The sequence below is a fragment of the Bacillus seohaeanensis genome, from assembly GCF_042684945.1.
GTDB classification, from domain to species: domain Bacteria; phylum Bacillota; class Bacilli; order Bacillales; family Bacillaceae_B; genus Rossellomorea; species Rossellomorea seohaeanensis.
Genome location: NZ_JBHUMF010000030.1, coordinates 97,632 through 117,881, shown reverse-complemented (window position 1 = coordinate 117,881; position 20,250 = coordinate 97,632). Strand labels below are relative to the sequence as shown.

The window sequence follows — 20,250 nt, the reverse complement described above, 5'->3', positions numbered from 1 at the left end:
CAACCATGCCCGGCGGCTTAACGGTCGCTGGACGCAAGGAGGAGATCGAACGTATGAGAATGAAACGAATAAAGTAAAGGCAAGTAAAGTTAACGCGCTCATTGGCTTCGGCTGGTGAGCGCCTTTTTTTGTGTCGCTGAGGACGTCTATAACGAAATGAATTTAATATTTACGTATAGTTGGTCGATTAATCGCAAAATTAACGTATTGACGGGTTACATATATAATAGTAGAATTAAGTCAAACGGTCAGTTGTTCGTTTCAATGACCGAGTCAACTAACGTATATACTAACGGTTAAAGTCACGCGATTTATGACGGGTCGGGAGTTCGAATCTCTCCTGGGACGCCATCCAATCTTACATACAAAAGCTTACCTTAATCGGGTAAGCTTTTTTTTGTATAGTTGCAACGGCCTAGCTCTCAAGGTTATTTCTATAAAAAACTGTGGGTCAATAATTGACTTGAACTGTTTTTTGGAATAGTCAAAATGGAAGAAGGTCACGTCTACCTTTTTTTGTTATCTACTATATAACATGCTACACTGAAACCAACTTTTCTAGTTAGGACGGTATTATTCATGACAAATGAAAAAGATAATAAACGTAAAATAGTTTATTTTCCTAGATTAAAGGAAAGGCTTCTAGAAAAAGGAGTTCAAGCACTAGAAGAAGGGAAATATGGTGAATCAACTGAACTACTATCGCAAGCATATCAATTAGAACCACATAACCCTGATGTGAGCACTGCTTTAGTACTTTCGTTATATGAAAATAAAAATTATCACGAAGCAAAAGATATTTGCAAAGAGATGCTGCTTGAGGGAATTGGGGACTATTTTGAAGTCATTGATATGTACTTGATGATCCTTATTCAATTAAACGAGCATCAAGAAGTGGTTCATACGATACATGCGCTTTTTGACGAAAGGGAAGTCCCTTTTGAAAAAGAAGAGCATTTTGAAAAATTGCTTTCTTTCAGTGAAAAAGTAATTAAAGGAAAAGAAGAGCCATTGAAAGTGACAGAGAGTGAGAATGGTCTTTCTATTCTTACCGGTAAAAGCCTCGAAGAGCAGACACTTATTCTTGCTCAACTGGTAAATCAAAACATAAGACCGTATGTAAAAGAGTTGCTTTCATTTTTACAAGATAATACAGCACATCACTTTCTTCAGACTATGATATTAAATGTATTACGAGAGCACGGTCTTTCTGAAAAGGTTACCGTTGCAAAAGGTGAAAAACAAACAGAGGTAATTCCTTCTAAGCTTCATGATGTTTTTGAAACAGCTTTTTTTATCAACACATCTAAATGGCTTGAAGAGTTCCTTTCCCATCAGAGCCCGACATTGTATGAACAAGCAATGGAAATTTTCAAAAGGCATTCGTTTCTACTCTATCCATTTGAGATTGACTCTGATTATAAAAGAATTGGGGTAGCCTACGCGTATTATGTAGCAAGTCTTTATGAAGATAGACAGGTACAGCAAGAGTTAGACGGATTAGTAGATAACCAGAAGGATTTACATACGGTTCTTGAAAAAATAGAAGAACTAGAAAGAGTTTCTTCGCCTACTATTTAATTTAGCAACAGCTTGTCGCCTCTAACCGCTAGAGCTTTTCTATTTGTTTAGCTCAAGCGGTTAGAGGCTCGAGTCATAAGTCAATCAGTCCAGTAAGGCGAAAACCATGCCTTTCTGGTCTGCCCGCCTTATGCTTGTCGCCTCTGAGCAAGCCGCTAGAGCTTTTCTATTTGTCTAGCTCAAGCGGTTAGAGGCTCGAGTCATAAGTCAATCAGTCCAGTAAGGCGAAAACCATGCCTTTCTGGTCTGCTCGCCTTATGCTTGTCGCCTCTGAGCAAACCGCTAGAGCTTTTCCTTGTTGAAAGCGAGTTTTATTATGTTATAATGGAATGGTTGTAATGTGGAGTTTTTATCTATTTTACGTTGATAGTACTAGATTTACTAAAGATCGACTATCTGCAAAATTGTGAATGATTATTACTATAGATTGTTGGAGGGAAATATATGTCTGCAAAATGGGAAAAGCAAGAAGGAAACGAAGGAGTTCTTACAATTGAAGTAGAGGCTGCGAAAGTAAACGAAGGTTTAGACGCTGCTTTCAAAAAAGTTGTAAAACAAGTAAATGTACCAGGTTTCCGCAAAGGGAAAATGCCACGTGGAATGTTTGAAAAACGCTTTGGTGTGGAATCACTATACCAAGATGCATTAGATTTCATCTTACCTGAAGCTTATGCAAATGCAGTAGAAGAAGCAGGTATTGAACCAGTGGATCGTCCTGAAATTGATGTTGAACAAATGGAAAAAGGTAAAGAGCTAATTTTCACTGCTAAGGTTACTGTTAAGCCAGAAGTTAAACTTGGTGAATACAAAGGACTTGAAGTGGAAAAAGTAGAAACAGAAGTAACTGCAGAAGATGTTGATGCAGAACTTAACACGATGCAAGAGCGTCAAGCAGAGCTTGCTATTAAAGAAGAAGGTAAAGCGGAAGAAGGCGACACTGTTACTATCGACTTTGAAGGATTTGTTGATGGTGAAGCGTTCGAAGGCGGTCAAGCAGAAAATTATTCTCTTGAATTAGGTTCTGGTTCTTTCATTCCAGGATTTGAAGAGCAGTTAGTTGGATTAGAAGCTGGAGCAGAAACAGAAGTAGAAGTGAATTTCCCAGAGGAATATCATGCTGCTGAGTTAGCTGGCAAAGCTGCCACTTTCAAAGTGAAAATCCATGAAATCAAAGCAAAAGAACTTCCTGAATTGGACGATGAGTTTGCTAAAGATGTAGACGAAGAAGTAGAAACTCTTGCAGAATTAAAAGAGAAAATCCAAACTCGTTTACAAGAATCAAAGAAAACTGAGGCGGAAACTGCTGTACGTGAATCATTAGTAGAACAAGCTTCAGAAAATGCTGAAGTAGAAATTCCAGAAGTAATGGTTAATAGTGAAGTAGATCGTATGATGCAAGAATTTGGTCAACGTCTACAAATGCAAGGTATGAACCTTGAGCTTTACTTCCAATTTTCTGGTCAAACAGAAGAAGATCTTCGCAATCAAATGACAGAAGATGCGCAAAAACGTGTTCGCACAAACCTCACTTTAGAAGCAATTGCTGCTGCTGAGAATCTAGAAGTTTCTGATGAAGAAGCGGAAACAGAAGTTAGCCAAATGGCAGAACAATACAATATGTCATCAGACAACATTAAACAAGCTCTTGGTGGATTAGATACGTTAAAAGCTGATCTTAAAATTCGCAAAGCTCTTGAGTTTCTTGTTGAAAACAGCAAAACTGCTGAATAATTAATTTTTAAGCATACTAATAACATAGTGAAAAGTCGAACAAGGCACGATAAAATTCGTGCCTTGTTTTATAAAGTGAAACATGTAAGAATACAATGCACTATTTTTGGATAAACCTTAATAAGCAGGTATAATAATTACATAAGTATCTCATACATCATTTACCAATGAATTGGACATACAAAAAGATAAAAAATATTTGCTAAATTTACTTTTACATAATAAGATGATTCTTAAGAATCTTATGAAATCCGTTACACACATATAATATGATAAAATGTAATACATAACATAAGATAAGAAAGTTTAAATGTATGTTTGTGGTGTAGGGATCACTTCACGATTCTAAATAGTTTTAAATAAGGGGTGAGTTTCATTGTTTAAATTTAATGATGAAAAGGGACAACTTAAATGTTCTTTTTGTGGTAAGACGCAAGACCAGGTTCGAAAATTAGTAGCAGGACCAGGTGTATACATATGTGACGAATGTATTGAGCTTTGCACCGAAATCGTAGAAGAAGAACTTGGTACAGAAGAAGAAGTTGAATTCAAGGATGTACCTAAACCTCGCGAAATCCGAGAAATCCTTGGTGAATATGTTATTGGGCAAGACCAAGCAAAAAAATCATTAGCAGTTGCTGTCTATAATCACTACAAGCGGATTAATTCTAATAACAAAGTAGATGATGTAGAGCTTGCTAAAAGTAATATTGCTTTAATTGGACCAACAGGAAGCGGTAAAACATTACTAGCTCAAACTTTGGCGCGTATTTTAAATGTTCCATTTGCAATTGCTGACGCTACATCTTTAACAGAAGCGGGATATGTTGGAGAAGATGTTGAAAATATTCTTTTAAAATTAATCCAAGCAGCTGATTATGATGTGGAAAAAGCGGAAAAAGGGATTATCTATATCGATGAAATTGATAAGGTTGCAAGAAAATCAGAAAATCCATCTATTACAAGAGATGTTTCTGGTGAAGGTGTTCAACAAGCACTCTTGAAAATCCTAGAAGGAACTGTAGCAAGTGTTCCTCCACAAGGTGGTCGTAAGCACCCGCACCAAGAGTTTATTCAAATTGACACTGGTAATATTCTGTTTATTTGTGGTGGAGCTTTTGATGGAATTGAGCAAATAATTAAACGTCGTCTAGGACAAAAAGTTATCGGTTTCGGTTCCGATCCTAAAAATGCAGAAGCAGAAGAAGAAAAGTCTCTTCTTTCGAAAGTGGTTCCGGAAGATTTATTACGATTTGGATTAATTCCAGAATTTATCGGTCGTATACCTGTAATTTCTAGCTTAACACCTCTTGATGAGGAAGCATTGGTAGAAATTTTGACGAAACCAAAAAATGCTTTAGTAAAACAGTATGAAAAAATGCTTGAACTTGATAATGTGGAACTTGAATTTGAAGAAGAAGCATTGTTAGAAATTGCTAAAAAAGCAATTGAGCGTAAAACAGGTGCACGTGGACTCCGTTCTATAATTGAAAGTATTATGCTAGAAGTGATGTTTGATCTGCCTTCTCGTGATGATATTAAGAAATGTGTTATTACAAAAGAGACAATTGCAGATGATGCACATCCTCGGCTTTTACTAGAGGATGGTACTGTTGTAGAAGGTTCCGAAGAAACAAAGACTTCCGCATAATAACAGGAAATTTCTCTCTGTTGGGAGTATATAGCACTAAAATTTTACTTAAAAGAGCCATTCCTTTGGGGTTTTTATCCTTAAAGGGAATGGCTCCTTTTTGCATACAAAGAAATTCTTGTTTATTCCCCCACGGTCAAGGAAATACTAATTCGTACAACAAGTTATAACTGGAGGGAAACGAATGAGCTTCACTGGTATCGCATTATTTATCCAATTATTTTTTGGTGTGATTATTGGCTTATACTTTTGGAACTTGTTAAAAAATCAACGGACACAAAAGGTTTCCATTGATCGTGAATCGAAAAAAGAAATGGACGAACTAAGAAAGATGAGGTCTATTTCCTTAACCGAGCCTTTAGCCGAAAAGGTAAGACCTTCAAGTTTCGCAGATATAATTGGGCAAGAGGATGGGATAAAATCACTAAAAGCTGCATTGTGTAGCCCTAATCCTCAACATGTTATTATTTACGGTCCTCCGGGAGTTGGGAAGACAGCCGCCGCAAGACTTGTTTTAGAAGAAGCAAAAAAGAATAAAAAATCTCCTTTTCAGTCGCAAGCTGTTTTTGTTGAACTTGATGCAACAACTGCTCGTTTTGATGAACGGGGAATTGCAGACCCTTTGATTGGTTCCGTTCACGATCCAATTTATCAAGGAGCAGGTGCAATGGGACAAGCAGGAATTCCACAACCGAAACAAGGAGCAGTGACGAATGCACATGGCGGTGTTCTTTTTATCGATGAGATTGGTGAACTGCATCCAATACAAATGAACAAGCTTTTGAAGGTATTGGAGGATCGAAAAGTATTTTTAGAAAGCGCTTATTATAATGAAGAAAACACGCAAATACCCACCCATATTCATGATATTTTCAAAAATGGCTTGCCTGCTGACTTTCGTCTAATAGGTGCAACAACAAGAACACCAAATGAAATTCCTCCTGCCATTCGTTCACGGTGTATGGAAGTATTCTTTAGAGAGTTAGAGCACGAGGAAGTGAAAAAGGTCGCAAAAAGAGCAGTGGAAAAAGTCAAAATGACGATTAGTGATAATGGACTTGAAACACTTTCTTCTTATGCAAAAAATGGAAGGGAAGCCGTCAACATAGTTCAAATTGCTGCTGGAATAGCAATAACGGAAAACCGTACGGAGATATTGGAACAGGAACTAGAATGGATTATTCAATCTAGCCAGTTATCCCCACGTTTTCAAAAGAAAATTAGTCATGATGCAACAATTGGGTTAGTAAATGGTTTAGCTGTGACAGGCCCTAATACAGGTTCTCTATTAGAAATAGAAGTTACCGTAATTCCCGCAACGGAAAAAGGGATAATAAATGTAACTGGAATTGTAGAGGAAGAAAGTATTGGAGATAGAAGTAAATCGGTTAGAAGAAAAAGTATGGCAAAGGGATCTATCGAAAATGTCATTACCGTTCTTCGTTCAATGGGAGTACCTGCAGACCAATATGATATTCACGTCAATTTCCCTGGTGGTATTCCAGTCGATGGGCCGTCTGCAGGAACAGCAATGGCTTTAGGGATATACTCAGCTATTTACAAAATTCCAATTAAGCATAATGTCGCTTTAACAGGTGAAATTAGCATACATGGAATGGTTAAACCAGTAGGAGGTGTTTTTTCAAAAGTAAAGGCAGCTAAACTTGCTGGTGCAGAAACAGCGATTATTCCTTTTGAAAATGTCCAATCAATCCTTAGTCAAATTGATGGAATCGAAGTTAAACCTGTTAAACATATAAAAGAAGTATTGGATATTGCATTAATGAAAGAAGCTATGCCGAATGAGGAAGGAAGTTTCTTGTCAAATCACAACAAAAAAAGTGTTTAAGTTAGATATTAAGAAAAACTCTATTAACTTTGACCGGTTCGGAAGTACATCCGAATCGGTTTGTTAGTAAAGGAAAGCTTTTAGGAATTAGTTTTTGAAGCGAATAACCAATTGTATGACTGATAATTATTCCTTATTGGTTGCGAATTCCTATTTAATAGACACCCTGTAGTAAATAAGTTAGAATTGTACAAAGATAAAAGGGTAATTTTATGGAGGTGTTATTAGTGACAAAACAAAATAAATTTACGGTTCCCCTCCTTCCACTTAGAGGCTTACTCGTCTTTCCAACAATGGTGCTTCATTTAGATGTAGGACGCGAACGATCCGTTCAAGCATTAGAAAAAGCAATGATGGAAGATCATTTAATTTTCTTGACAACACAAAAAGATATGAATATAGATGAACCTGAACAGGATGATTTTTATGAGATGGGTACCTTAACAAAGGTTAAACAAATGCTGAAACTGCCTAACGGTACAATCCGTGTGCTAGTGGAAGGTTTAAACCGTGCATCTATTACATCCTTTACAGATGAAGAGGATTATTATGAAGTGGAAGTAGAACAGTTTGAGGATTCAAAGCAAAAGGAATCTGAAACAGAAGCATTAATGAGAACACTTTTGGATTATTTTGAACAATACATAAAGCTTTCAAAAAAGGTTTCTGCAGAAACATACTCCACTGTCTCAGATATAGATGAACCGGGAAGGCTTGCTGATATTATTGCTTCCCATTTGCCATTAAAGATGAAGGAAAAGCAAAATGTTTTAGAGACGTTAGATATTAAAGTGCGCCTTCAATTGGTCATTGAGACAATCAATAATGAAAAAGAAGTTTTAAATTTAGAAAAGAAAATTGGACAGCGTGTCAAGAAGTCAATGGAAAGAACCCAGAAGGAATATTATCTTCGAGAGCAAATGAAAGCAATTCAAAAAGAACTTGGGGATAAAGAAGGTAAAACGGGCGAAGTAGAAGACTTGATGGAAAAAATTAATCAAGCCTCAATGCCAGAACAGGTAGAACTAACTGCACTTAAAGAGTTGGGTCGCTATGAAAAGGTTCCTTCAAGTTCTGCGGAAAGTTCTGTAATCAGAAATTATATAGAATGGCTTGTATCACTGCCTTGGTCTAATGAAACGGAAGACCGTCTGGATATTAAACGAGCAGAAACGATTTTGAATCGAGATCATTATGGCTTAGAAAAAGTAAAAGAGCGTGTTTTGGAATACTTGGCTGTACAACAGTTGACAAAGTCATTAAAGGGGCCCATTCTATGTCTTGCAGGCCCTCCTGGAGTCGGAAAAACAAGCTTAGCCCGCTCTGTAGCGGAATCGTTAGGTCGTAATTTTGTCCGAATTTCACTTGGTGGTGTACGTGATGAGTCAGAAATCCGCGGTCACCGAAGAACATATGTTGGTGCAATGCCGGGAAGAATTATTCAAGGGATGAAAAAGGCTGAAACAGTAAATCCAGTATTTCTACTAGATGAAATTGATAAAATGTCGAGTGATTTTAGAGGGGACCCTTCCAGTGCGATGCTTGAAGTATTAGACCCAGAGCAAAACCATAACTTTAGTGATCATTACATTGAAGAAACGTATGATTTATCAAAAGTAATGTTTATTGCAACAGCAAATGACCTGTCTACAATACCTGGTCCTTTGAGGGACCGAATGGAGATTATTACAATCGCCGGGTATACAGAATTAGAAAAAGTAAACATTGCAAAAGAGCATTTATTAACTAAACAAATAAAAGAACATGGGCTTACAAAGAGCCAGCTACAAGTACGTGATGAAGCTTTTGTTGATATTGTCCGTTATTATACAAGAGAAGCAGGAGTCCGTAGTTTAGAACGTACGCTTGCAGCACTTTGTAGAAAAACAGCTAAAATTATTGTTTCAGGTGATAAAAAACGTGTCGTTATAACGAGCAGTACATTAGAAGAATTTCTTGGTAAGAAAAAGTTCCGGTATGGTCAGGCAGAAGCCGAAAACCAAATTGGTGTAACAACAGGCCTAGCTTATACAGCAGTTGGTGGAGATACTCTTCAAATTGAAGTATCGTTAGCTCCTGGTAAGGGAAAGCTCGTTCTAACAGGAAAGCTTGGAGATGTTATGAAAGAATCTGCACAAACAGCATTTAGCTATGTGCGTTCGAAAGCGAAAGAGCTTGGAATTGACGAAACATTTCATGAGAAATATGATATTCATATTCATGTTCCAGAAGGAGCAGTCCCTAAAGATGGACCCTCTGCTGGAATAACGATTACAACTGCCTTGGTATCTGCTCTAAGCGGTCAATATGTTGATCGGGAAGTGGGAATGACCGGGGAAATAACTTTACGAGGAAGAGTACTTCCAATCGGTGGTCTAAAAGAAAAAACATTAAGCGCTCACCGTGCAGGAATAAAAACAATTATCTTACCAAAAGACAATGAAAAGGATATTGATGATATTCCGGAAAGTGTGCGCAAGGACCTAACATTTATTTTAGCGTCCCATATTGATGAAGTATTAGAGAGGGCTTTAGTAGGTGAAAAGAAGTGAAAGTAAATACAGTAGAATTAGTTATCAGTGCAGTTAGACCTGAGCAATATCCAGAAGGAGGACTTCCGGAGTTTGCGCTTGCTGGACGTTCCAATGTTGGGAAGTCTTCCTTTATTAATAAAATGCTCGGTAGAAAGAGTTTAGCTAGAACATCTTCCAAACCTGGAAAAACCCAAACGTTAAACTTCTACAAAATAGAGGAGAAGCTTTTCTTTGTGGATGTTCCAGGTTATGGATTTGCAAAAGTATCAAAAAAGGAAAGAGAAGCCTGGGGAAGAATGATTGAGACATATATTACAAACCGTAAACAATTGAGAGCAGTCATCCAGCTTGTTGATTTACGACATCCTCCTACAGCGGACGATGTCACAATGTACAATTTCCTAAAATATTATGAGCTACCTTGTGTCATCATTGCAACAAAGGCGGATAAAATCCCGAAAAGCAAATGGCAGAAGCATTTAAAAATAACTAGAGAAAAGTTAGACTTAGAAGCAAGCGATGAAATAATATTGTTTTCCTCGGAAACAGGAGAAGGAAAAGACAAAGCATGGAATGCTATCCAGGCCCGCAGTTAATAAAAAAAGGTAAGTTCTTAGAAGGCGTTATTTAACGCCTTCTAAGGGCTTACCTTTTTTTTGTCTTATTTTAGCGGACTTAAGCCTTTCTTGGTAAAGCTTTAAGTCAATGAGTGTAATCTAGAGTATAAAGAAGTATACAGGGGGATTTAGAACAATAGACAAGCTGAGTGGAGGAGAGAATGAAATATAGACAAAATAACCGAATTATCAATTAATAATAATTTTGTGAAAATTCTATATTATTGATACAATTATACTAAGTTTAGAAAAATGTCTACTTAAGCATAAGGGGGATATCAAAAATGAAAAGATGGATGAGTGTAATCATGCTAGTAATCTCCATAGTAATGCTTTCTGCTTGTGGAGGAAAGGCAACAACAGATAGCGGCATGAAGCTAGTAGAAAAAGATAAGTTCGTTTATGCTGCTTCAGGTGAATTTAAACCTTTTAGTGTTGTTACGGGTGATGATGGAACGATGACTGGTTTTGATATAGAAGTTGCAGAAGCAGTTGCAAAAGAACTAGGACTTGAACCAGTTCAGAAAAAGTTCAAGTTTTCTGGAATTGTAGAAGGGGTTAATTCAGGAAGGTTTGATGCTGCAGTAGCAAGTCATACCATCACAGATGAACGTTTGGAGAAAGTAGACTTCTCAACACCGTATTACTATTCTGGTCCTCAAATTTTTGTTCGACCTGATAGTTCGGTGGAAACACTTGCTGACTTGGAAGGAAAAGAAATTGCTGTCTCGAAAGGTTCAACTTATGCTGATACAGCAGGGGAAGTTACAGATAATATTCCGAAGTATGACAGTGATGTTGTTGCTCTTGAAGCGTTAAATAAGGGGAAACACGACGCAGTCATTACAGACTTTATTACAGGGAAAGAAGCAATTGCATCTGGCTTGGAGATTGAAGCAAAAGAGCTTATCGGACGAAGTGAACAGGCAATTGCAATTGGAAAAGACAATGATGTATTGCTTGAAGAAGTGAACAAAGCACTTGAAAAGCTTCGAGAAGATGGAACATTAAAAGAAATAAGTGAGAAATATTTTAATACTGATATCACAACAGATCCAGATAAAGAGTAATTACACCATGACACAGGGCGAATGTGCTACCCAAATGTGCATTCGCCTTTTTTATTCTTAAGGCTATTTTCGTAAAGTTTGTTGCTTTTTAACGGAAATCAACAGGCTAAAATTATAACTAAAAACAACAATCTATGAGAAAAGAGCCATTCTTAAAAAAGTATGAGCTGTAGTGATAATGCACTTTGAAAAATGGAGAGGGAAATTGAACATATTTCAACTGACTGGTACGCATAAAAAAATACTACAGTAATGAAAATAGTCGAGGAGGAGAAACGTTGAATTTCTTTGAAGTTTTTATTGATACATATGATGTATTTTTACAAGGAATGCTGTTAACGTTTCAACTAACAGTTGTATCGGTGTTAATAGCAATATTTATTGGACTTTTCTTTGCCTTTTTAAAAATTTCCAAAGTTAAGCCTTTAGAAATAATTGCAGATATATATATATTTATTGTGCGTGGGACACCGTTAGTTGTACAAATTTTTATTTTCTACTTTGGATTAACTGCATTACATATTTCTGGTTTTTGGTCGGTTGTTTTAGGATTAGCGTTTCATAACGGTGCTTATATAGCTGAAATTTTCCGTGGAGCAATCCAGTCTATCGATAAAGGGCAAACGGAAGCAGGGCGATCTCTTGGTATGTCAGTCGGTCTGACAATGCGCAGGATCATTTTGCCACAAGCATTCAGAAGGGCGTTACCTCCCTTAGGAAATCAGTTTATTATTGCATTAAAAGATTCATCCCTTGCATCCTTTATAGGTATGTTCGAGCTGTTCAGTGTAGCTACAACTCTAGGTTCTAACAATTTTGATTACATGACATACCTATTGATTGTTGCGGTTTATTACCTTGTTCTTGTACTCATTTTCTCTATTATCGTCAATTTTGTAGAGAAACGTATGGCTGCAAGTGATTAATAGAAAAGGAATTTACGTTGTAATGGAGGGGTACTTTTGAGTCAGGATATGATTAAAGTAGAAAAACTAAATAAATCCTTTGGTGATTTACATGTGCTAAAGGATATAGATATGAGCGTAAAAGAAAGTGATGTTGTTTGTCTTATTGGTGCCAGCGGATCAGGGAAAAGTACCTTGCTCCGTTGTTTAAACTTCCTAGAAATCAAGGATAATGGAAAAGTTATTATTGAAGGGGAAGAAATAAATAAAGACACCCATGATTTAAATAAAATACGTGCAAAAGTGGGGATGGTATTTCAGCATTTTCATCTTTTCCCGCATAAAACCGTGCTCGAAAATGTCATGGAAGCACCTGTCCAAGTAAAAGGACTATCTAAGTCGGAGGCAAAAGAAGAAGCGAAAGCCCTTTTGAAAAAGGTCGGTCTAGAAGACAAAGAGAATGTGTATCCTTCAAAGCTTTCTGGGGGACAAAAACAGCGGGTAGCAATTGCAAGGGCGCTAGCAATGAAGCCCGACATAATGCTTTTCGACGAGCCTACCTCAGCGTTAGATCCGGAATTAGTAGGGGAAGTGCTAGCAACAATGAAAGAGCTTGCCGAAGAAGGTATGACGATGATCGTCGTGACGCATGAAATGGGATTTGCAAAAGAAGTCGCCGACTGGGCTGTTTATATGCATGACGGTAAAATTGTAGAAGTTGGGCATCCAGAACAATTGTTTAATAATCCAACAGAACAGCGTACAAGAGAGTTTTTAGACTCAATTTTATAAACAAAAAGTCGTGTGAAAGAGTTTTCCTTCACACGACTTTTTGTTTATATTTTACGGCAATACAAATCAGCATTATTTTTTTTTCATTAGTAGAAATAAACCAATTGCAACTAGAATGATTGGCCAAAATTCCCAGGCGCTAGCAACTCCGCCTTCTATTAATCCCAACCATTCAGTAACTTTGTTATAAAAAAGGAGAATAATAGATAAGCATAAAAATAGAATTCCTTGGAAAAGCCCATGACGAGTTTTTTGATGTCTTAGTAAAAATCCTAAAGCAATGATTAAAACAAAAATGCCTATATGATCTATCCATACGTCAAAGCGGTCTGCCACATGAAAATGAATACCAAAACCAACTAGTATTGTGCCTGGTAAGATTGCTTCATAATCCTTTGCACCATATCCTTGACATAAAAAGGCAACACCAACGAGAGCAAGCAATGTGGGCCAATTGTAAAAGTCTTGAAAAAGTAGTATATTTTTTTGCTGTAAGTAAAAATATAAACCAAATCCGATTAAAATAATTCCAGGAAATATCCTTTGGTTTTTCATATATGCCTCCATAGTACTGGTAACTTGAATATCTTTTGTGATTTTGGTACCCTACATTAGTAGGAGATGTCGAATTTTGTTATGGAACAATAATCGAATCTTTTTAATGAGATTAACGTAATCAAATGATTTTACTCGACTATTTTAACAAATACTAAACATATCATCTATACTTTGAAAAAGTATAATAACTTTTTTCATCGTACCATATGATTCATACTCTGTTCACATTTTTTATCTAGAGGTTTTGAGAGACATGTTATAATAATAGTAATGATTTTTTCTTGGGGGTGTATTTTCTAACATGCATATTATCGTTGTCGGTTTAAACTATAGAACGGCCCCTGTTGAGATTCGTGAACGCTTATCGTTTAATGAAACTGATCTTCCTTTAGCGATGAAAGAGCTGAAGGGCAAAAAGAGTATTTTAGAAAATGTTATCGTTTCTACATGTAACAGAACTGAAGTATATGCTGTAGTAGATCAGCTTCATACTGGTCGTTATTATGTGAAAGAATTCTTATCCGGGTGGTTTAATATAGACAAAGAAGAGTTCTCACCTTATCTGTTCATTTATGAGCAAGATGGTGCTGTAGAGCATCTTCTTAAAGTGACATGTGGATTAAATTCAATGGTGCTTGGGGAAACGCAAATTTTAGGGCAAATTCGTACTAGCTTCTTAACAGCACAAGAAGCGGAAACAACAGGAACCGTGTTTAACCATTTGTTTAAACAAGCTGTGACATTGGCGAAAAAAGCGCATTCTGAAACAGAAATTGGGTCAAATGCAGTTTCGGTAAGTTATGCTGCAGTTGAATTAGCAAAAAAAGTTTTTGGTGAATTAAACGGAAAACATGTTCTCGTTCTTGGTGCTGGTAAAATGGGTGAACTAGCTATTAAAAATCTACATGGAAGCGGCGCAACAAAGGTAACGGTAATTAATCGTACATTTGAAAAAGCACAATCGCTTGCCGAACGTTTTAATGGTAATGCAAAAACGCTTCAAGAGTTGCAGTGTGCCTTAGTAGAAGCGGATATTTTAATAAGTTCTACTGGTTCAAAAGATTATGTTTTGTCAAAAGATACGATGCAACATGTAGAGAAAATGAGAAAAGGCCGTCCATTATTCATGGTGGATATTGCTGTTCCTCGTGACTTAGATCCATCTATTAGCGAAATAGAAAGTGCATTTCTTTATGATATTGATGACCTAGAAGGAATTGTGGAAGCGAATTTAGCTGAACGTCAAAAAGCAGCAGAAACAATTGAATTATTGATTGAAAGTGAAATTGTTGCGTTTAAAGACTGGTTAAACATGCTTGGAGTCGTTCCGGTTATTTCTGCTCTAAGACAGAAAGCATTAACTATTCAAGCGGAAACAATGGAAAGTATTGAACGAAAAATGCCGAACCTAACAGACCGCGAACGTAAAGTACTGAATAAGCATACAAAAAGTATTATTAATCAGTTAATAAAAGATCCTATCTCACAGGTGAAAGAACTTGCTGCTCTTCCTGATGCAGAAGAAAAACTGGATTTATTCATAAATATTTTTAATATAGAAGAAAAAGTTCAAAAAGAAAAAGAATTAAAAGCAGCCACTGAGAAGACAGAGAAGAAACAAAGTTTTCAACCACAACCTTCTTTTCAATCATAAGTGAGGTTAGCGTCGATGTTTGATCAAACAATGACAAGGCTGCATGAACTAATTATTGTTCTGTACGCTATAAGTATTCTTTTTTATTTTATAGATTTCTTAAACAAAAATCAGAAGGCAAATCAATTTGCCTTCTGGCTACTTGCAATTGTTTGGGTACTTCAAACAATTTTTTTGTTTCTATATATGTTTAGAACAGGCAGATTCCCAGTCCTCACTATTTTTGAGGGACTTTATTTTTATGCATGGGTGCTTGTAACACTATCGCTTGGCATTAATAGACTTTTAAGAGTTGACTTTACCGTTTTTTTTATAAATGTAATTGGGTTTATTATCATGGCAATACATACATTCGCTCCTGTTCAAATAGGGTCACAGGCTAATGCAGAACAACTAGTGTCAGAATTATTACTAATTCATATTACGATGGCTATTCTTTCTTATGGGGCATTTAGTTTATCGTTCGTATTTTCGCTGTTGTATCTGCTGCAGTTTAAGCTTTTGAAAGAGAAAAAGTGGGGGCAGCGGTTATGGAGAATTAGTGATTTGTCAAAACTTGAAAAGATATCCTATATTTCAAATGCTGTCGGAGTCCCGATGCTTTTATTGAGTTTAATTTTGGGTGTTCAATGGGCTTTTATTAAGCTACCTGATATTATATGGTATGACCCAAAAATAATTGGATCATTCCTATCGTTGATTTTGTATAGCATTTTTTTATATTTTCGAGTAAGAAAAAATATGTTTGGTAAGTCACTAGCGATGCTTAATATTGCTGCCTTTTTAATAGTATTAATTAATTTCTTATTAATCAGCCGGCTATCATCATTCCATTTCTGGTATTCATAGTTTTTGGGAGGTTATTATGAGGAAAATTATTGTAGGTTCACGTCGAAGTAAACTAGCTTTAACTCAAACAAATTGGGTAATGAATCAACTGAAGGAATTAGATCCCTCATTTGATTTTGAAGTGAAAGAAATCGTAACAAAGGGAGATAAGATTCTGGATGTTACGTTGTCAAAAGTAGGCGGAAAAGGATTGTTTGTAAAAGAGATTGAACAGGCTATGTTGGATAAAGAGATTGATATGGCTGTTCATAGCATGAAGGATATGCCTGCTATTTTACCAGAAGGACTTACGATAGGCTGCATTCCTGAAAGGGAAGATCATCGCGATGCGTTTATTTCTAAAAACCATGTTGCTTTAAAAGATCTTCCGGAAGGTGCAATTGTCGGTACTAGTAGCTTGCGCCGTGGAGCTCAAATTCTAGCAGAACGTCCTGATCTTGAAATAAAATGGATTCGTGGAAATATCGATACACGTATTGCAAAGCTTCAAAATGAAGATTATGATGCGATTATTTTGGCAGCAGCAGGATTGTCTAGAATGGGATGGACAGCAGATATTGTCACAGAATTTTTAGACCCTGAAATTTGTCTGCCTGCAGTTGGTCAAGGTGCACTTGCAATTGAAAATAGAGAAGATGATAAAGAGTTAATGGACCTTTTGGAGAAATTCGCATGTAAATACACAACAAAAACGGTTCTTGCAGAAAGAGCTTTCCTTCATAAAATGGAAGGTGGATGTCAAGTGCCGATTGCTGGATACTCCTATTTAAATGAAAATGATGAGATTGTTCTTACAGGTCTTGTTGCTTCTCCAGATGGAAAACAGATTTATAAAGAGGTAGCGAAAGGCAAGGAGCCCAAAGATGTAGGAGAACAAGTTGCGAAAGTGCTTAGTTCGCAAGGAGCGAAGGATCTTATCGATAAGGTTAAAGAGGAGCTTGATCAATAATGACAACACTATCGCCTCTAGCTAATAATACAATATTAATTACTAGAGGAGCGAATGAAGTCGAGGCAATGTCTTCTCTTATTTCACATTATGGAGGGACAGCGATGCATGTCCCTCTTCTTTCTTTTCAATATAATAAGGATACAAATGAATCTACATATTTAACACGTTTAGACCAATATGATTGGATTATTTTCACTAGTAAAAATGGTGTGGATTTTTTCTTTCAAAGGTTAGAGTCGTATGGAGAGAGTCTTAGAGACTTTAAAGGGAAAATTGCGGCTGTGGGGGAAAAAACGAAGGAAGTTCTTCATACATACGGTATTGACGTTTCGTTTGTTCCTGAGAAGTTCACAGCAGAAGATTTTTCCGAGGAATTTCAGTCTCAACTAGACTCTGTAAAATCGGTACTAATTCCTAAAGGCAATCTTGCCCGAGATGTGATAGCAAGTCAACTTACTTCGCAAAAAGTTAAATGCGATGAATGGATTATTTATAATACTGTTTTACCATCGGAAAGCAAACACAGATTGAGGGACACACTTTTACAATCTACAGTTAATTTTATTACCTTTACAAGTTCGTCGACAGTAAGACATTTTATGCAAGTTGTGAAAGAATACAACTTAGAGAGGCGAATAGAAGGCATACCAATTGCTTGCATCGGTCCGATTGCAAAACGAACAGCAAGCGAATTCGGATTGCATGTAAATATTTGTCCAAAGGTATATACTGTTGAGGGAATGATAGAAGACATAGTTCAGTATGTTAAGGAACATAAGGAGGAAGAAAAATGAACGAATTGAATTTTAATCGTCACCGTCGCTTACGACAATCTGAAAATATGCGTGCATTAGTTAGAGAAACTTATCTGAGAAAAGAAGATTTAATCTATCCACTTTTTGTTGTGGAAGGAGAAAAGATAAGAAATGAAGTATCTTCCATGCCAGGTGTGTTTCATGTTTCACTCGATTATCTTAAAGAAGAAATAGATGAGATTGTATCACTTGGAATTAAGTCCATTATTTTATTTGGTGTTCCTGCGGAGAAGGATGAAGTTGGCAGTCAAGCATATCATAATCATGGTATCGTTCAAGAAGCAACAAGGTTAGTAAAAGAATTTTACCCAGAATTAGTTGTTATTGCAGACACTTGCTTGTGTCAATATACAAGTCATGGCCATTGCGGTGTTGTGGAAGGCGGTAATATTTTAAATGATCCAACTCTTGATTTACTTGCTAAAACAGCTGTAAGTCAAGCGGAAGCAGGTGCAGATATTATCGCTCCTTCTAACATGATGGATGGGTTTGTCGCAGCAATCCGCAAAGGGTTAGATGAAGCTGGTTATCACGATGTACCTATCATGTCTTATGCAGTAAAATACTCATCAAGCTTTTACGGTCCGTTCCGTGATGCAGCACATAGCTCACCGCAATTTGGCGATAGAAGAACTTATCAGATGGATCCAGCAAACCGTCGTGAAGCATTACGAGAAGCAAAATCGGATATCGAAGAAGGCGCAGATTTCTTAATTGTAAAACCTTCATTATCCTATCTTGATATTATGCGCGAAGTAAAAGATGCATTTAATGCACCACTTGTTGCTTATAATGTAAGTGGAGAATATTCCATGATAAAAGCTGCAGCACTGAATGGTTGGGTAGACGAAAAGGAAATTGTTCAAGAAAAGCTGTTAAGTATGAAACGTGCTGGAGCAGATCTTATTATCACTTACTTTGCCAAAGATGTAGCGAAATGGTTATCATAAAGTGAAACTTCTGTCAGTGGGCGATTTTCCCACTGACGGTGTCAGAAGAATGAGGGCTTACCGTCAGTTGTTGCGGGATAAAGTGACACTTTCATCAGTAGGTAATTTCCCTGTCAATGGTTAGATCAAGCGAGAGAAACTGAAACTATTAAAGTAATTAATCTTTTAGAAAGGGTGGACAAGTATTTTGCGATCATACGAAAAGTCGAAGCAGGCATTTAAAGAAGCAGTTAACTTAATGCCAGGCGGGGTTAATAGTCCTGTACGAGCATTTAAATCCGTTAACATGGATCCAATTTTTATGGAAAGAGGAAAGGGTTCTAAAATTTACGATATCGACGGTAATGAATATATTGATTATGTTTTATCATGGGGACCGCTTATCTTAGGTCACTCAAATGATCATGTCGTAGAGGCGATAAAAAAAGTTGCCGAAAACGGAACAAGTTTTGGATCACCTACTTTAATAGAAAATAAACTGGCAGAACTTGTGCGTGAACGAGTCCCGTCTATTGATATAGTCCGTATGGTTTCATCGGGAACAGAAGCTACGATGAGTGCATTACGTCTTGCCCGCGGATATACTGGGAGAAATAAGATTGTAAAATTCGAGGGATGTTATCATGGACATGGTGATTCCTTGCTTATAAAAGCAGGTTCAGGTGTGGCGACACTAGGATTGCCAGATAGCCCTGGAGTACCAGAAGGCATTGCGAAGAATACGATTACTGTTGCATATAATGATATCGAGGGTATTCGTTATGCTTTTGAACAGTATGGAGAGGACATTGCTGGAGTCATTGTCGAACCAGTAGCGGGTAATATGGGGGTTGTGCCTCCTCAGCCCGGGTTCCTTGAAGGGTTAAGAGAAATTACAGAAGAAAATGGTTCGCTTCTGATTTTTGATGAAGTAATGACAGGTTTCCGTGTCGGTTATAATTGCGCTCAAGGATATTTTGGTGTTACGCCTGATCTTACTTGTTTAGGCAAAGTTATCGGCGGGGGTCTCCCTGTCGGTGCATTTGGTGGAAAAGCAGAAATTATGGAAAAAATTGCGCCAAGCGGACCTATTTATCAAGCAGGTACACTATCAGGAAATCCGCTTGCCATGACGGCAGGTTACGAAACGCTTCGTCAACTAACACCTGAAAGCTACGAGGAATTTATACGTAAAGCAGACCTGCTCGAAGCTGGCTTACGTAAAGCAGCGGAAAAATATAATATACCACATACAATTAATAGAGCAGGTTCAATGATTGGTATATTCTTCACAAATGAAGAAGTAAAAAGTTTTAAAAGTGCGAAAACATCAGATTTAGAATTGTTTGCTAATTATTATCGCGAAATGGCAAACGAAGGAGTATTTTTGCCACCTTCACAATTTGAAGGAATATTCTTATCAACAGCACATACAGACGATGATATTGAACGAACAATAATGGCAGCAGAAAAAGCTTTCCAAAAAATTAAAGGTTAAATAGAAAAGTGCCAGGCTCTTCCCAATTAAAGGGAGGTGTCTGGCATTTTGTTTTATTCTGAATTAACGGGCAGTAAGACCCCCACTTCAAGGCTTGAGAGAGTCAGAGAAGCGTAGGTGGAGAGTAAACTGCCCGTAAACGCCTGGTTTTGGTGGGATAAAGTAAAACTTACTGAAGCTTTAGGTGAACCAGTCAATTGGGTTTGCACTGTTAGTTAAGTATCTACTAACAAGTGGGACTAACAATCAGTGGGGATGGAAGAGT

The 20,250-nt window shown here is 37.0% G+C and carries 16 protein-coding genes; 15 read left to right on the top strand and 1 reads right to left on the bottom strand.

Features of this window, described 5'->3' with window-relative positions; genetic code table 11:
* Nucleotides 1-579 precede the first annotated feature (579 nt).
* From ACFSUL_RS12050 to ACFSUL_RS12010, 9 genes are all read left to right on the top strand, one after another.
* Nucleotides 580-1,581, top strand: coding sequence for a tetratricopeptide repeat protein (locus tag ACFSUL_RS12050; RefSeq protein ID WP_377935722.1), 1,002 nt, complete (start codon nucleotides 580-582; stop codon nucleotides 1,579-1,581).
* Nucleotides 1,582-2,025: 444 nt separating this feature from the next.
* Nucleotides 2,026-3,312, top strand: a complete 1,287-nt coding sequence (gene tig, locus ACFSUL_RS12045; RefSeq protein WP_071411134.1) for a trigger factor — start codon at nucleotides 2,026-2,028, stop codon at nucleotides 3,310-3,312.
* Between the two features lie 376 nt (nucleotides 3,313-3,688).
* The gene (gene clpX, locus ACFSUL_RS12040) at nucleotides 3,689-4,963 is read left to right on the top strand and encodes an ATP-dependent protease ATP-binding subunit ClpX (RefSeq protein ID WP_377935719.1); all 1,275 of its coding nucleotides are present in this window, start codon (nucleotides 3,689-3,691) and stop codon (nucleotides 4,961-4,963) included.
* A gap of 184 nt (nucleotides 4,964-5,147) precedes the next feature.
* Nucleotides 5,148-6,812: an ATP-dependent protease LonB gene (gene lonB, locus ACFSUL_RS12035; RefSeq protein WP_377935717.1), complete on the top strand. Its 1,665-nt coding sequence runs from the start codon at nucleotides 5,148-5,150 to the stop codon at nucleotides 6,810-6,812.
* A 227-nt stretch (nucleotides 6,813-7,039) separates the two neighbouring features.
* Entirely contained in the window at nucleotides 7,040-9,364 is a 2,325-nt protein-coding gene (lon, locus tag ACFSUL_RS12030; protein WP_377935715.1) for an endopeptidase La, read from the top strand.
* Entirely contained in the window at nucleotides 9,361-9,942 is a 582-nt protein-coding gene (gene yihA / locus ACFSUL_RS12025) for a ribosome biogenesis GTP-binding protein YihA/YsxC (protein WP_377935713.1), read from the top strand. Before lon ends, yihA begins: the two co-directional genes overlap by 4 nt.
* Nucleotides 9,943-10,247: 305 nt before the next feature.
* A complete protein-coding gene (locus ACFSUL_RS12020; RefSeq protein ID WP_377935711.1) occupies nucleotides 10,248-11,033 on the top strand; it encodes a transporter substrate-binding domain-containing protein in 786 nt (261 codons plus the stop codon).
* Between the two features lie 278 nt (nucleotides 11,034-11,311).
* Complete coding sequence (locus tag ACFSUL_RS12015) at nucleotides 11,312-11,959, top strand: amino acid ABC transporter permease (protein WP_071411140.1); 648 nt, start codon at nucleotides 11,312-11,314, stop codon at nucleotides 11,957-11,959.
* Between the two features lie 48 nt (nucleotides 11,960-12,007).
* Nucleotides 12,008-12,730 carry an amino acid ABC transporter ATP-binding protein gene (locus ACFSUL_RS12010; protein ID WP_377936135.1) on the top strand — a complete coding sequence of 241 codons (723 nt, stop codon included), beginning with the start codon at nucleotides 12,008-12,010 and terminating at the stop codon, nucleotides 12,728-12,730.
* A 72-nt stretch (nucleotides 12,731-12,802) separates the two neighbouring features.
* On the opposite strand, the gene ACFSUL_RS12005 is transcribed toward ACFSUL_RS12010, so the two are convergent.
* A complete protein-coding gene (locus ACFSUL_RS12005) occupies nucleotides 12,803-13,285 on the bottom strand; it encodes a LiaI-LiaF-like domain-containing protein (RefSeq protein WP_377935708.1) in 483 nt (160 codons plus the stop codon).
* A 304-nt stretch (nucleotides 13,286-13,589) separates the two neighbouring features.
* Here ACFSUL_RS12005 and hemA point away from each other — a divergent pair, with 304 nt between their 5' ends.
* The 6 genes from hemA (at nucleotide 13,590) to hemL (ending at nucleotide 19,985) form a co-directional block, all read left to right on the top strand.
* The gene (gene hemA / locus ACFSUL_RS12000; protein WP_377935706.1) at nucleotides 13,590-14,942 is read left to right on the top strand and encodes a glutamyl-tRNA reductase; all 1,353 of its coding nucleotides are present in this window, start codon (nucleotides 13,590-13,592) and stop codon (nucleotides 14,940-14,942) included.
* A gap of 15 nt (nucleotides 14,943-14,957) precedes the next feature.
* On the top strand, nucleotides 14,958-15,791 hold the full coding sequence (locus ACFSUL_RS11995; RefSeq protein WP_071411143.1) for a cytochrome C assembly family protein: 834 nt from the start codon (nucleotides 14,958-14,960) through the stop codon (nucleotides 15,789-15,791).
* A 16-nt stretch (nucleotides 15,792-15,807) separates the two neighbouring features.
* Complete coding sequence (gene hemC, locus ACFSUL_RS11990; protein WP_377935703.1) at nucleotides 15,808-16,740, top strand: hydroxymethylbilane synthase; 933 nt, start codon at nucleotides 15,808-15,810, stop codon at nucleotides 16,738-16,740.
* Nucleotides 16,740-17,537 carry a uroporphyrinogen-III synthase gene (locus ACFSUL_RS11985; protein WP_377935701.1) on the top strand — a complete coding sequence of 266 codons (798 nt, stop codon included), beginning with the start codon at nucleotides 16,740-16,742 and terminating at the stop codon, nucleotides 17,535-17,537. Before hemC ends, ACFSUL_RS11985 begins: the two co-directional genes overlap by 1 nt.
* Complete coding sequence (gene hemB / locus ACFSUL_RS11980; RefSeq protein WP_377935699.1) at nucleotides 17,534-18,508, top strand: porphobilinogen synthase; 975 nt, start codon at nucleotides 17,534-17,536, stop codon at nucleotides 18,506-18,508. Before ACFSUL_RS11985 ends, hemB begins: the two co-directional genes overlap by 4 nt.
* 187 nt (nucleotides 18,509-18,695) lie before the next feature.
* Nucleotides 18,696-19,985 carry a glutamate-1-semialdehyde 2,1-aminomutase gene (hemL, locus tag ACFSUL_RS11975; protein WP_377935697.1) on the top strand — a complete coding sequence of 430 codons (1,290 nt, stop codon included), beginning with the start codon at nucleotides 18,696-18,698 and terminating at the stop codon, nucleotides 19,983-19,985.
* Nucleotides 19,986-20,250: the final 265 nt, after the last annotated feature.